The organism is Cellvibrio sp. OA-2007 (assembly GCF_000953825.1).
Classification (GTDB): Bacteria; Pseudomonadota; Gammaproteobacteria; order Pseudomonadales; family Cellvibrionaceae; genus Cellvibrio.
The window spans coordinates 16,419-29,705 of record NZ_BBUL01000090.1 but is presented as its reverse complement, the minus strand read 5'-3'; the positions used below and the strand labels follow the sequence as shown (position 1 = coordinate 29,705).

Below are 13,287 nucleotides of genomic sequence, written 5' to 3'. Positions count from 1 at the left end.
GTAATCTTTTGAACGACCAAGCTCCCGATTCTTCGCCGAATCCAACTGTGCCACAGGCCGACAATACCGCTGCGCTAAGCAAGCGTTTTTGGGCGTTTATGCTCGATGCGGTGTTTATGATGATCGCGCTGATTATCTTGATGCAATCCATGGGGCTGCTGGATCCGGCCAGCTCTAATGATATGCAGCTCGCCCAAAAAGAATTGCAGGAGCGGGTGAACGCTTTGTCTGATTCGCAAAAATCGCTGCTGGCGATTTCGCCCTTTATCATCTTTTTTGTCTTGCACGGATTTCTGTTGCAGCAATATGGCCAAACTATTGGCAAGCGCATGATGGGCATCGCGATTGTCACGCTGGATAATCAAAAGCCCACGTTTTTACTGTTGATCGTCCAGCGCTATTTGTCGCAGTGGATTATGGGCATGGTGCCGGTAGTGGGTATATTTTTGCGGCTCGCCGACATACTGTTTATTTATCGCGCTGACCGCCGCTGTATCCACGATCATCTCGCCAAAACCAAAGTGATTGATTTGCGTATTCCTGCTAGTCAGGGCAAGCCCACTAGCATCATCGTATAAATTTATTGGCCGCGCCGACTCCGAGGTAAAACTATGTTCACCGGCATTATCGAAGCCATCGGCGAAGTGGTGGCATTACAGCCTAAAAATGGCGATTTGCGCCTGCGTATCAAAACCCACAATCTGAATTTGGGTGATGTGCATTTGGGCGATTCCATCGCCACTAACGGCGTTTGTCTGACCGTGGTAGATTTGCCCGGCGATGGCTACTGGGCGGATGTGTCGCGCGAAACATTGGATAACACCACCTTGCCCGGCTGGAAAGTCGGCCAGCGTGTCAACTTGGAAAAAGCTCTCACCCCGCAAACTCGCTTGGGTGGCCATATTGTCAGCGGCCATGTGGATGGTGTGGGCGAAGTGGTCAGCCGTCATCCCGATGCCCGCTCCGAGCGTTTCCGCATTCGCGCGCCCAAAGCATTGGCAAAATATATCGCCCATAAAGGGTCAATCACGGTAGATGGTACTAGTCTTACCGTTAACAAAGTGGATGGCGCTGAATTTGAACTCAATATTGTCCCGCACACACTGCAGTGGACGATTATGGATAGCTACAAAACCGGCACCCAACTTAATCTGGAAGTGGATGTGCTCGCCCGTTACCTTGAGCGCTTGATGCTCGGTGAGAAAGCTGCCGAAGGCGAAGGGCAGGGCATCACCCTGGAGTTTTTGGCGAAGAATGGTTTTGCGTGATTGCTGGCAGATGTTGTGAGATATTAATGGCATAGTATGCCAATCACGCATCTTCAGGAGTTCAGATCATGCCAACTAGAAATGTTGTGCTCACCGACCATCAAACCCATTTTATAGAACAACTTGTAGACTCAGGCCGCTACCAGAATGCCAGTGAAGTCTTACGTGAAGGTTTGCGTATGGTAGAGCGTCGCGAGCAGGAATATGAGTTGCGTCTTGCGAGATTACGCGAGGCGGTACAGGTCGGAATTGATGATTTCGAAGCTGGTCGTTATCAGTCTTTTGATTCAAGCGAAGCGTTAAGCCGGCATTTGAAAGGGCTGGCGGATGAGGTAATCGGAAGCTAATGACACCAACCAAATGGACGCTGGAGTTTTCGTTCTCAGCATTAAAGGACTATCAGGATATTTTGGCTTGGACACTGGATAGGTTTGGTGCACAGCAGGCCAGAGTCTACGCCCGAGCAATCGAGTCCGCTTTTCAGGAATTACATCAGGGGCCTGATGCGGTGTGCCTTAGATGGCGACCCGAATTGGGTGTTCGCGTCGCCAGCCTGCATGTGGCTCGCAACGGGTATAAAGGTCGGCACATGATTATTTTTAGCCTGTCAGCATTAGAAGACGAGGCAGTGATCAGAGTGCTGAGATTGCTTCACGATAGTATGGATCTGCAGCGGCACCAGTTATTTACTGATGCAGAATGATTTGTTTTTGAGAATTGACTATGCAACTCAACACCATTGAAGAACTGATCGAAGATCTGCGCCACGGCAAAATGGTCATCCTGATGGATGACGAAGACCGTGAGAACGAAGGCGATATCATTATGGTCGCCGAACAGGTGCGCCCGGAAGATATCAACTTTATGGCGACCCATGCACGCGGGTTAATTTGCCTGACGCTCTCGCCGGAGCGCTGCAAGCAGCTGGAATTGCCGCTGATGGTGAGCGATAACAAATCCCAGCATTCGACTAATTTCACCTTATCAATTGAAGCCGCTGAAGGTATCAGTACCGGTATTTCGGCGGCTGACCGTGCGCTCACTGTACGCACCGCGGTAAAAGCGAATGCAAAACCGAGCGATATAGTTCAGCCCGGTCATATCTTCCCCCTCATGGCGCAACCGGGCGGTGTGATGAGCCGAGCTGGCCATACCGAAGCGGGTTGCGATCTTGCGCGCTTGGCCGGATTCGAGCCGGCGGCAGTGATAGTAGAGGTGATGAACCCGGATGGCACTATGGCGCGCCGTGCGGATCTTGAGCGATTTGGTGAGCAACACGGGCTGAAAATCGGTACCATTGCCGACCTGATTCACTATCGCGCCACCAAAGAACAAACCGTTGCCTGCATCAATACCCGCAAAGTAGAGACCCTCTACGGTGAATTTGAGTTGCGCACCTATCGCGACTTGGCGCGTGGCGATTTGCACTTTGTAATGGTGAAAGGCGAAATCGACGCAGAGCCAACGTTGGTGCGTGTGCATGTGATGGATATTGCCCGCGATGTGCTGAGCCTTAAGCGCACCTCCGTTGCCGGTGGCAAAGGCTGGACCTACCAGGATGCGCTGCGCAAAGTGAGCGAAGAGGGTAAGGGTGTCGTACTGCTGATCTGCCACGATGAATCGACCAAAGAAGTAGAAGACAGTATTGATTGGCTGATCTCCGGCAAACAAATGCGCCGCAGTTCAGAGGTGCTCTACAAACAAGTAGGCACCGGTTCGCAAATCCTGCGCGATTTGGGTGTGCGTAAAATGCGGGTGATGTCTGCCCCTATGCGCTATTCCGCGCTCTCGGGTTTTGATTTGGAAGTGGTGGACTATGTTTGCCCGGAGGGTGACTAAAAGGTCTGCCCTGAGGGCGATTAACTCCCCCCTCCCAAAAAAATGGTTTTTGTAGGATGGGTGGAGCCACAGCGATGCCCATCGCACATTGAAAAATTAATTGAATAGAGAAAATAGCATGAGCAATATCAACGTCATTGAAGGTGATTTTTCCGCGTCAGCAGGCAAATACGCCTTGATCGTTAGCCGCTGGAATAGTTTTGTAGTGGAAAGTTTGAAAGACGGCGCATTGGATACTTTGCGTCGCCACGGCATTAAAGATGAAAATGTCACAATCTATTACGCGCCCGGTGCGTTTGAATTTCCACTGACTGCGCAAAAAATTGCGGCGAAAAAAGAGTTCGATGCAATCATCGCATTAGGTGCAGTAATTCGCGGCGGTACACCACACTTTGATTATGTCGCCGGTGAATGCACCAAAGGTTTGGCGCAAGTGTCACTGCAATACGGCGTGCCTATCACTTTTGGTGTATTGACGGTAGATTCAATCGAACAAGCCATTGAGCGTTCGGGCACCAAAGCAGGCAACAAAGGTGTAGAAGCTGCATCGACTGCGCTGGAAATGGTTTCCCTGTTTGGCAAAATCTAAATTCGCTAAACGTTTACGCGCGAATTTTTTGGTTAGTATTTTATTTCATGCCTGCGCACGCAGGCATTCAAGTTCTTTATCAGGTAATTGTTCATGACTACTCCTTCAGGTCACGCCGGAGCATCCGCGCAAAAAGGCCACACCGCTGCAACTCGCCGTATGGCTCGCCACTACGCAATGCAAGCGCTGTATCAATGGCATATGACCGGCAACTCACTCAACTCAATCGAAGCGGAATTTCATACCGATAACGATATGAGCAAAGTGGATGTGGAATATTTCCACGATATTCTCCACGGTGTGCCTGAGCATTTAAGTGAACTTGATGCGCTATACGAACCGTTTTTGGTCGATCGTTCACTGGTGGAGTTGGATGCAATTACACGCGCGCTGTTGCGCCTTGCCAACTACGAATTTAAATTCCGTATCGATGTGCCCTACAAAGTAGTGATTAACGAAGCGGTATCACTCGCGAAAAAATTTGGTGCAGAAGACAGTCACAAATTTATCAACGGTGTGCTGGATAAATCCGCAGCGATATTGCGTTCGTTGGAAGTCAGTGCTGAGCGCAAAACACGTTAATTCTCAGGGCGGTTGTTGATCGCCCTTACTTCACACATTATTTCACTCTTCTAAAACGGCGTCACAGTGCCCAGCGAATTCCAACTCATCCAGCAATTTTTCCAGCGCGAGCAAGCTGAGCAGCCTGCGGAAGGTGTGTTGCTAGGCATTGGCGATGACTGCGCACTGTTGCAAATCCCTGCCGGCAAACAATTAGCGGTCTCGGTCGATACGCTGGTTGCCGATGTTCATTTCCCAGCCGATGCAGAACCAGAATTAATTGCCGAGCGCGCGCTCAGAACGAATTTGAGTGACCTCGCCGCTATGGGTGCTGAGCCGCTCTGGTTTACACTTGCGTTAACTTTGCCCGAAGCCAGTGAAGATTGGTTGCGGAGTTTTAGTCGCGGTTTATTTAAGTGTGCACGCGAATACGGCATAGCATTGGTGGGTGGCGATACTACATCCGGGCCTTTATCGATCACCATTCAGGTGATGGGTGCAACCCTGCCGCAACAAACATTGCGTCGCGATGGTGCGAATATTGGCGATTTTGTATTAGTCACTCATTATCTGGGTGATGGTGCAGCGGCATTAGCGGCAATCCAAAACACACAAGCGTTTACCGATGAGCACAAGGCGTATTTACACGAACGTTTTTATCGCCCAATACCGCGTTTGCGTGAATCGGCATTGATACGTGAGTTCGCCAGCAGTGCGTTGGATATTTCCGATGGTTTAGTCGCTGACCTGCAACATATTTGTGATGCGAGTGATTTAGCGGCAGTGATTGATGTGGAAAATCTGCCCCTATCGCCTGCGTTAACATCGTTAAATAACGATGCACAAACTTATCAGTGGGCGCTCAGCGGTGGTGATGATTACGAACTGTGCTTCACTGTGTCGCCAGAAAAAATGGCCGATATCGCCATGCTGATCGCACAGGGAAAATTACAGGCTACAGTGGTCGGCGAGATGATTGCCGGCAATAAAGTCATCTGTGAGTATGAAGGCCAACCTTTTGCGCTTCCTCAAACTGGATATCAACATTTTTAATAATGAACACACCCAGCTTTAAACAATTGTTGGCCAATCCCAATCATTTATTTGCATTTGGGTTTGGCAGCGGCCTTGCCCCCAAAGCGCCGGGCACCTTCGGCACACTCGCCGCTATTCCCTTTTTTTTACTGCTGCAACATTTATCCTGGCCGGTGTATTTAAGTTGGCTATTGGTCACATTTGCATTGGGTGTGCTCTGGTGTGATCGCTCATCTAAAGCCTTGGGGGTGCATGATCATGGCGGCATTGTATGGGATGAATTTGTCGGCTTCTGGATTACCATGTTTATGGCGCCCGCCGGTTGGATCTGGATCCTGATTGGCTTCGTACTATTTCGCTTGTTCGATATTGTAAAACCCTGGCCAATTAATTGGCTGGATAAAAAAGTTCACGGCGGTTTCGGCATTATGATCGATGATGTCCTCGCTGGGATTTATGCGCTGCTAGTGCTGCAGTTGATTGCGTTTTTTGTGAGGTAGTCGTGACTATTCGTTTTGTGGAATCTACCAAATTACCTACGCCATTTGGCATGTTCACCATGCACGGTTTCAGTGATGATGAAACCGATAAAGAGCATGTGGTGCTTACTATGGGGGACTTGAGTGATGAGGAGCCCTTGCTTGCTCGCGTACATTCCGAGTGTTTGACCGGTGATGCACTATTCAGCATGCGCTGCGACTGCGGCCCGCAATTGCAAGCGGCCATGCATAAAATTTCGGTGGTAGGGCGCGGCGTTATATTTTACTTGCGCCAGGAAGGGCGTGGCATTGGGCTGCTGAATAAGATTAAGGCTTACAACCTGCAAGATCAGGGTGCCGATACAGTTGAGGCTAACGAACAATTGGGTTTTGGTGCAGATATGCGCGATTATTCTATTCTTCGGCCCATGCTCGAGCATTTAAATATCAAAGCACTAAAGCTGCTCACTAATAATCCACGCAAAGTAAAAGCGTTGCAGGATATGGGTATTAATGTGGTGGAACGCATCCCGCATCAAACCGGTCGCAATCCCCACAATGCCAAATACCTTGAAACCAAAAAAGGTAAACTCGGCCACTTATTTAACAGTGAAGACGACGAATAACTTCCAGTATTTTTTTGAGATGAAGACCATGACAAGAATAGCAATCGCCGGTGCTGCTGGCCGTATGGGCAAAGCGCTGATTGAAGCTACGCAAAAAAATCCACACACAACCTTGGGCGCAGCAACTGTGCGTGCAGGCAGTTCATTGATTGGTGTCGATGCCGGTGAGTTGGGCAATGTGGGCAAACTTGGTATCACACTGGTCGATAACATCGCCGCAGTGATTGATCAGTTCGATGTGTTAATTGATTTCAGTTCACCGCAGGCGACACTTGATCACTTAAAAATTTGCGCCGCGCACAATAAACCTATAGTGATTGGCACTACCGGTTTTAGCGCAAGCGAAAAAGCCGAGCTGCTCGCCTATCAAACACAAATTCCTTTATTGCTCTCAGCGAACTTTTCTACCGGCGTGAATTTGTGTTTTAAATTATTGGATCTCGCCGCGCGCGTGTTAGGCGATGAATACGATGTAGAAGTCTATGAGGCCCATCACCGTCATAAAGTTGATTCGCCTTCAGGCACCGCAGTGCGTATGGGCGAAGTACTCGCGAATGCGCTGGAGCGTGATTTAGAGAAAGTAGCCGTGTATGGCCGCGAAGGGCAAATCGGTGCGCGCCCGCGCGATACCATTGGGTTCGCCACTGTGCGGGGCGGCGATGTAGTGGGTGACCACACGGTGATGTTTATGGCCGATGGTGAGCGCGTGGAAATTACCCACAAAGCTTCCAGCCGTTTGGCATTCGCCAATGGCGCCGTGCGTGCGGCAGTCTGGTTGCAGCAGCAAAAGACTGGATTGTTTGATATGCAGGACGTTTTGGGCTTGCGTTAATTATTTTCAAAAACATGCAGGGATTTGATAATGGCTGGCTCCAGTTTATTAATGTTGATTGATGATATCGCTACTGTGCTTGATGACGTGGCGGTCATGACGAAAGTGGCCGCAAAAAAAACGGCGGGTGTATTGGGCGATGATTTAGCTCTCAACGCGCAGCAAGTCGCCGGTGTGCGCGCCGAGCGTGAATTGCCAGTGGTGTGGGCAGTTGCCAAAGGTTCGATGCTGAATAAAGTCATTCTGGTTCCAGCCGCATTACTGATTAGCGCATTTATTCCCTGGTTAATTGTTCCCCTGTTGATGGTCGGTGGCGCCTATTTATGCTTTGAGGGGTTTGAAAAACTTGCACACAAATATCTTCACTCCAACGCTGAAGATACCGCTCATCACCGCGAATTAATTGCAGCGGTAGCCAATCCTGAAGTCGATATGGTTGCGTTTGAAAAAGAAAAAATCAAAGGCGCCATACGTACAGATTTTATTCTCTCAGCTGAAATTATTGTGATTGCACTTGGCTCGGTAGCGGCGGCGACTTTTGCGCAGCAAGCCACAGTGGTGGTCACTATTGCCGCGCTGATGACGGTAGGTGTCTATGGTTTTGTTGCCTTAATCGTAAAGTTGGATGATATAGGCCTGCATCTGTGCGAAAAATCAGGCGCTGTCGCCCAATTTTTCGGCAACATATTATTGGCGGCGGCGCCACGTTTAATGAAACTGCTCTCTGTTGTCGGTACTGCCGCTATGTTTATGGTGGGTGGCGGTATTGTGACGCACAACATTCCTGTTATTCATCACGCGATTGAGTCTGTGGTCGCAGCGACTGAAGTGATGGGGTGGTTGACATCATCGTTGTTGAACGGTGTTGCTGGAGTGGTGATTGGAGCCTTGGTATTACTGCTTGTCAGTTTGTTTGCTAAGGTTTTTGTTAAAAAATAATACACTTATCAATATTTTTAGAGTGTATTTGGGTAAATCAATCATATTGTTCCGCAACTATTTGCTTGGCGAGCTCTTTGGTAATGTCAATAAAGGCATCTGTCGCCAGAGAGTTGAGCCTGGGTTTATAAGTGCAAATGCCGTACTCGTTATAAAACCTGCCATTCACTAATTCATAATCGAGCACTGTCAGCTCCCCGCGTTTTACATCGGCGGCTATGTTTGCTTTTAATAAAAAACCTATCGCATTGCTTTGTTTTAGACAGGTGGCCATTAGCTGGGTATTGTTGCAATTAAAGCTAAAGGCGTCCTGGGCTTGCTGAGCATTAAGCCCCATCGCCGTACCAATCACCTGAGTTGCTATAGGGCTTATGGTGGCGAGTGGGAATTGCAGAATATGTGCTGTGTCCAGTGCTGGTTTGCCTGCGAGTGGGTGGCCTGTGCGTGCAATCGTCGCCCCAGGGAGTTTGGGTAATGGCTCAAATAATATATCTGGGCTATGTGTGACCGCTCGCATATCCACAATAATCACATCAAGATTGCCCTGAACAAGTTGTTCCATCAGTTTCATTGGCTCATCAACAACCAGAGTTACTTTGATATTGGGGTGTAGGCTTAGAAATTGTGCGCAAGTATTTGCACCTATGTGATCGGCAGGTAGGGGACCTGTGCCTATTTTCAGTGAGCCAGCGTCCAACCCTTTAATGCGTGCCGCTTCGGCTCGAATATTCCTTAATTCCATTAATGCTTTTTGACTGTAACTCAACAGGTGGTTGCCTGCGGCGGTGAGCTTTATGGCGCGTTGGCTGCGGTCAATCAATATCACATCAAGGCTTTCTTCCAGATTCTGAATACTACGCGTAAGTGCTGGCTGGGATATATGCAGTACTTCGGCTGCTTCATTGAAGTTGCCGATCCGGGCCAGGGTGACAAAGTGTTTTATTTTGCGCGGGTCTACCACAGCTCAATACCTCGCATGCATTAAAAGCATAATTAAGATGCATTGGAGTATAGAGCAGGATTCGTCAATAATAGTGTTTAAAGTTTGATCAGTTTCAGTGGGCGCCACTATGAATGATTTAAGTACGCGGGGACATATTTATGGGTAGAACCGCTCAGTGTGCCTGCGGACAGTTTAGCGTTCGGGTTTCGGGGGAGCCTAAATTTGTCATTGCCTGTAGTTGTCTGGGGTGCCAAAGGCGCACTGGATCGGTATTTGCGGTGAATGCGTATTTTCGCAATGAACAGTTACAGGCAAAGTCAGGTCGATTCAAAATTCACAGTTATGTGAGCGATGCTGGGCGACAGGTGTGTAAGCACTTCTGCCCAGAGTGTGGCACAACCGTATGCGCGATAGCGGAGTTTCAACCTGGCATGACCTGCTTTGCAGTGGGATGTTTCGCCGACCCCAATTTCCCTCAACCCATAGCCTCTGCCTGGAATCGCCACCGTCACGATTGGGTGGAGTTTCCATTGCAGTGCGCAGCATCCCAGACGCAGGATTTTAAAATGCGAAGTGCTTTAGCACATGGTGAATGCGGTTAGTTTTAAGTGAAAACAGTGTTTCTTCGTTCATTCTCTGAGTGTGTTTTTTCAGGTGTGAAACTTTTTTACAGTAGAGGTAGTTAATGAAAATTAATGCTTGGGGTTTGTGCGCTTGTTTGGTTCTTGTTGGTTGTGGCGGTGGGGCATCAAATGGAACTGATCAGGCGGGGGGCAGCCTTGTATCCAGTACAACCTCAAGTAGTCAAGTTTCCAGTCAGATTGTCAGTTCATTGTCGAGCGCTTCGCTATCTAGCACAGAGGCTAGCGCGTCGTTGCTGAGTTCATCATCCAGCCATGAGGGCGTGCAGTCTTCCAGTTATGTGCGTAAGAGTTTGGCGTCCAGCTCATTGGTAAGCAGCACGGCAACCAGCGGTGGCGTGAGTGATTATGGTTCAAGTGTTGCGGCAAGCAGTCAGCCTGCGGTTTCGTCGGCAAGTCTTGGCTCTAGCCTATCGAGTAAGTCATCGCTCAGTAGCTTGGCTTCCAGTAAGAGTAGTAGCTCGTTTAGTAGCTTGGCTTCCAGTAAAAGTAATAGCTCGTTTAGTAGTGCAAGCTCGCTTAGTAGTGTTTCTTCCAGTGCAGTTGGCAATAGTAATTTGAGTGCGGCCTTGCAGACGGGTAATGCCAGCAGTGTTACCAAGCCTGAGTTGCTCACAGCTATTCAGCAAAAACTGAATGAAACACAAACAGCTTATGCCAGTACCAAGCAGGCGCTCTTTGGTTTGAATAGCGATGGTTCCCCCAATAGTGCAAATACTGCAGGGATTGACTGGAATCCGGGTACAAGTTCAATTTATTTGCAGGGTTTGGATTTACTGCAAAACCAGTCGGCACTACCCAACAATTGGGCGTATGGCAGCGATACGGCCTCCACCGCCGCTCAGGCTTTAGCCTTGGTGGGCGCCTATCCGGCGAGTGCCAGTAATGCGACTCGCTATGCGGTATTTGGTGGTCACCCTTTTGGCGTGCCCGGCAATAGCGGTATGAATCAATTTATGCTGAACACCGTTCAGTGGTTGACTAAACGTTCGGACTTTAGCGGGCTTAAAGTGGTGGTGGCGCAGCAGCCCAACTCGTTTGAATCTGCTACGCGCACTTGGTTAGCGACAAATTACGCTGGTGTGACCATTAACGGAATTAGTGCCAACCCTGCTAGTCAAGCCAATAATCTGTGCGATAACGCAAACTTGAGTAATTGTTTGCAGGGGGCAGATTTATTGATTATCGGTCAAGATACGGGCTCAGGTTACAGTGGCGCCACGTTAAGCCAGGCGTTGAATACGGCCTTAACCCAAGGTGTGCCCGTACTCTATACCCACTCGGCCTGGAGCTTGAGCGATATCAGTACACGCGTGTTTGATTTGTTGGGGATTTCTAGCCCTAACTCGGCGGGTAACTTTTACACTCGCTATGGTTTGAAATCGCTCTCTCCGGCAAGTTTGAGTGATTACCCTGCCGGTTTGGAGAACATACAGCCACTGCTGAATCGTTTAGAGCAGGGCACGTTCACCACTACTTGGAGTGGTTGTGCCAGTAACGTGGGGACAGTGAGTTGCACGGACGACGCGCTCTATATGAGTGAGTTCGGCACTACGGCTGCTGAATTGCGTGCGCGGATCAGAGCCTTGGATAGCAAAGGAATCGCAATTTTTTCTGCCAGTGGTTATGAACTGGAAAAGCTATTGATCTTGTTGGGGGACAAGTATCGCCAGGCGGTGACTTATTCGTCTACCTTCAAAAAGGAGACTTATCCCACCGAGTTTCTACGCTCGCTGTTTTCTGATGTCACTTCCTATATGACCCGTAGTAGTAATACGGTGGCGCAAAACCTGGGGAACTTTTCCGGTCTCTTTGCTAGCAATATTGCGACTTTTAGCCAAACCATCACTGTTGCACCACCACAAACCGGTTCAACGGAATATGCGACAGGGCTTTATATATTGCCCGGAAAAACGGTGACCTTGACGCGCACCGATAGTGGCACCGGCAGCGTTACTTTTGGCGTTAACATCCTGCGCGACACCTCGCGCCCGTTTAATGTGATGGATCGCCCGACCCAGCTGGGCTCACCGCGCCCTGCGCTGGCTGCTAACAGCAGCCTTACGATTACCAACCCCTACGGCGGCCCGCTTTATTTATTTGTGGGCGCTGCCAGCGGCCAACCGGATGTGAGTGTGCAGGTGAGCAATGTAATCAGCCATCCTGTGTTGCGCAACCCGAACGACGTCGCCGAAGTGGCTGCCTTTCAGCAGGCGCTGAGCACTACTCCAACCAATTGGGTAGTAATGGCAACTGAGATGGTGACATTACACTCCAATCTGCCGAAATTTAATGCCTCGCTCAGCACCTATTCGAATAGCCTGACTAATTTGGTGGCCGATACTTGGACTTATTTTATTAAGGATACCTATGAGTTGGCAGGCTTTAATTCATCCTCAGGGGCGTTTTCACTCAGTGCTGAGGTGGCCGGTTTTTGTGCGAATAAGGGCTGGGATTGCACGGGCGCTCAGCATCGCCGCGATCAAATGCAGCATGTAGTGGCGGACGAATGGGCTTTGTGTGGCGCAGGCTGTGCAGGCAACCCCTACGATCAAAATTGGGCCTTTGGACCATTGGGTTGGGGTGAAACCCATGAGGTAGGGCACAACTTGCAAGTGAGTCGATTGAAAATTTACGACGGCATTTCTGGCGAGGTGTCCAATAACATTTTCCCAATACACAAACACATCAAATACAACCAGGCTAAAAACGCTATGGTGTATGAAGATAGAAGTACTATAAGCACTAATCAGCCGGTTTATTGCACCGACAAAAACCAATCGGTAGCGGCTTGTGTGTTCAGTATTATGAAAAGCGCACAAGGGGATGCCAACCCAACCCAGACTGTGTACAACGCTATTTGGTCGAATTCGGCCTATGCAGTTAACAACAGCGAGCGGGTATTGTTTTATCGTCAGCTAGTTGAGTTTGCTAATTATTACAACACTGCGTTTGACGATGGCTGGGAGCTGTACACGCTCATGTATTTACTGCAACGCAACTTCGGCAACAGCAGCGGTAGTTGGGCAGCTAATGCCAGCGCTCTGGGTTTTGGCACCTATGCCAGCTACCCTTCTAGCATGAATGGCAATGATTTTATGGTGATTGCCGCATCCAATATTATCGGTCGTGATATGCGTCCAGTGTTTGATTTGTGGGGTGTTACTTATTCCGCAGCTGCGAGTGCGCAAGTGAATGCTTACAGTTTGCCTGTGGCCAGTAAATTTATTTTCCCGATGAAATCCCTGAGTACTTACGGTAGCGGTGTTGGCAGCCCGGTAGTTGTAACCACTACAGCAAGCTATCCGGCCGGTTTTTAAGGTATATTCCAATAGACAGGGACGCGACAGTCCCGTAGAATTCGCGGTCAGATTGCGGCCGCCTGAAACGGCTCTGCACAAGAATACAAAACGGTTCGCACAAGAACATAAAAAGGCGAGATGAGATCAGCGTTTCATCTCGCTTTTTTACAACCAAACGTTTTACAGTCAGATCAATTTTGCCTTTGTACTCAATAACTTATCGCGCTGTCCAC

Annotated in this window: 15 protein-coding genes; 14 read left to right on the top strand and 1 reads right to left on the bottom strand. The window is 49.2% G+C overall.

Annotation, left to right across the window (positions count from 1 at the left end):
* Positions 1 to 8 precede the first annotated feature (8 nt).
* From AWU77_RS10910 to AWU77_RS10855, 12 genes are all read left to right on the top strand, one after another.
* On the top strand, positions 9 to 578 hold the full coding sequence (locus AWU77_RS10910) for an RDD family protein (RefSeq protein WP_062063251.1): 570 nt from the start codon (positions 9 to 11) through the stop codon (positions 576 to 578).
* A 33-nt stretch (positions 579 to 611) separates the two neighbouring features.
* A complete protein-coding gene (locus AWU77_RS10905) occupies positions 612 to 1,268 on the top strand; it encodes a riboflavin synthase (RefSeq protein ID WP_062063249.1) in 657 nt (218 codons plus the stop codon).
* Between the two features lie 68 nt (positions 1,269 to 1,336).
* Positions 1,337 to 1,615 carry a type II toxin-antitoxin system ParD family antitoxin gene (locus tag AWU77_RS10900; protein WP_062063247.1) on the top strand — a complete coding sequence of 93 codons (279 nt, stop codon included), beginning with the start codon at positions 1,337 to 1,339 and terminating at the stop codon, positions 1,613 to 1,615.
* Positions 1,615 to 1,971 carry a type II toxin-antitoxin system RelE/ParE family toxin gene (locus AWU77_RS10895; RefSeq protein ID WP_062063245.1) on the top strand — a complete coding sequence of 119 codons (357 nt, stop codon included), beginning with the start codon at positions 1,615 to 1,617 and terminating at the stop codon, positions 1,969 to 1,971. Before AWU77_RS10900 ends, AWU77_RS10895 begins: the two co-directional genes overlap by 1 nt.
* Positions 1,972 to 1,991: 20 nt before the next feature.
* Positions 1,992 to 3,107, top strand: coding sequence for a bifunctional 3,4-dihydroxy-2-butanone-4-phosphate synthase/GTP cyclohydrolase II (ribBA, locus tag AWU77_RS10890; protein WP_062063243.1), 1,116 nt, complete (start codon positions 1,992 to 1,994; stop codon positions 3,105 to 3,107).
* A gap of 118 nt (positions 3,108 to 3,225) precedes the next feature.
* The gene (gene ribE, locus AWU77_RS10885; RefSeq protein ID WP_062063241.1) at positions 3,226 to 3,696 is read left to right on the top strand and encodes a 6,7-dimethyl-8-ribityllumazine synthase; all 471 of its coding nucleotides are present in this window, start codon (positions 3,226 to 3,228) and stop codon (positions 3,694 to 3,696) included.
* 93 nt (positions 3,697 to 3,789) lie between these two features.
* On the top strand, positions 3,790 to 4,278 hold the full coding sequence (gene nusB / locus AWU77_RS10880; protein ID WP_062063239.1) for a transcription antitermination factor NusB: 489 nt from the start codon (positions 3,790 to 3,792) through the stop codon (positions 4,276 to 4,278).
* 66 nt (positions 4,279 to 4,344) lie between these two features.
* The gene (gene thiL / locus AWU77_RS10875; RefSeq protein WP_062063236.1) at positions 4,345 to 5,310 is read left to right on the top strand and encodes a thiamine-phosphate kinase; all 966 of its coding nucleotides are present in this window, start codon (positions 4,345 to 4,347) and stop codon (positions 5,308 to 5,310) included.
* Positions 5,311 to 5,312: 2 nt separating this feature from the next.
* The gene (locus AWU77_RS10870) at positions 5,313 to 5,792 is read left to right on the top strand and encodes a phosphatidylglycerophosphatase A (RefSeq protein WP_062063235.1); all 480 of its coding nucleotides are present in this window, start codon (positions 5,313 to 5,315) and stop codon (positions 5,790 to 5,792) included.
* A 2-nt stretch (positions 5,793 to 5,794) separates the two neighbouring features.
* Complete coding sequence (gene ribA / locus AWU77_RS10865) at positions 5,795 to 6,397, top strand: GTP cyclohydrolase II (RefSeq protein ID WP_062063232.1); 603 nt, start codon at positions 5,795 to 5,797, stop codon at positions 6,395 to 6,397.
* A gap of 28 nt (positions 6,398 to 6,425) precedes the next feature.
* Positions 6,426 to 7,229, top strand: coding sequence for a 4-hydroxy-tetrahydrodipicolinate reductase (dapB, locus tag AWU77_RS10860; protein WP_062063230.1), 804 nt, complete (start codon positions 6,426 to 6,428; stop codon positions 7,227 to 7,229).
* Positions 7,230 to 7,259: 30 nt separating this feature from the next.
* The gene (locus tag AWU77_RS10855; protein WP_062063228.1) at positions 7,260 to 8,168 is read left to right on the top strand and encodes a DUF808 domain-containing protein; all 909 of its coding nucleotides are present in this window, start codon (positions 7,260 to 7,262) and stop codon (positions 8,166 to 8,168) included.
* Positions 8,169 to 8,205: 37 nt separating this feature from the next.
* Here the strand turns inward: AWU77_RS10855 and AWU77_RS10850 are convergent, their stop codons facing one another.
* Entirely contained in the window at positions 8,206 to 9,129 is a 924-nt protein-coding gene (locus tag AWU77_RS10850) for a LysR family transcriptional regulator (RefSeq protein ID WP_062063226.1), read from the bottom strand.
* Between the two features lie 140 nt (positions 9,130 to 9,269).
* Between AWU77_RS10850 and AWU77_RS21025 the strand changes: the two genes are divergently transcribed.
* Both AWU77_RS21025 and AWU77_RS10845 read left to right on the top strand, forming a co-directional pair.
* Complete coding sequence (locus AWU77_RS21025; protein ID WP_084618287.1) at positions 9,270 to 9,713, top strand: GFA family protein; 444 nt, start codon at positions 9,270 to 9,272, stop codon at positions 9,711 to 9,713.
* 83 nt (positions 9,714 to 9,796) lie between these two features.
* Positions 9,797 to 13,072 carry an ImpA family metalloprotease gene (locus AWU77_RS10845; protein ID WP_062063224.1) on the top strand — a complete coding sequence of 1,092 codons (3,276 nt, stop codon included), beginning with the start codon at positions 9,797 to 9,799 and terminating at the stop codon, positions 13,070 to 13,072.
* The last annotated feature ends 215 nt before the right edge of the window (positions 13,073 to 13,287 follow it).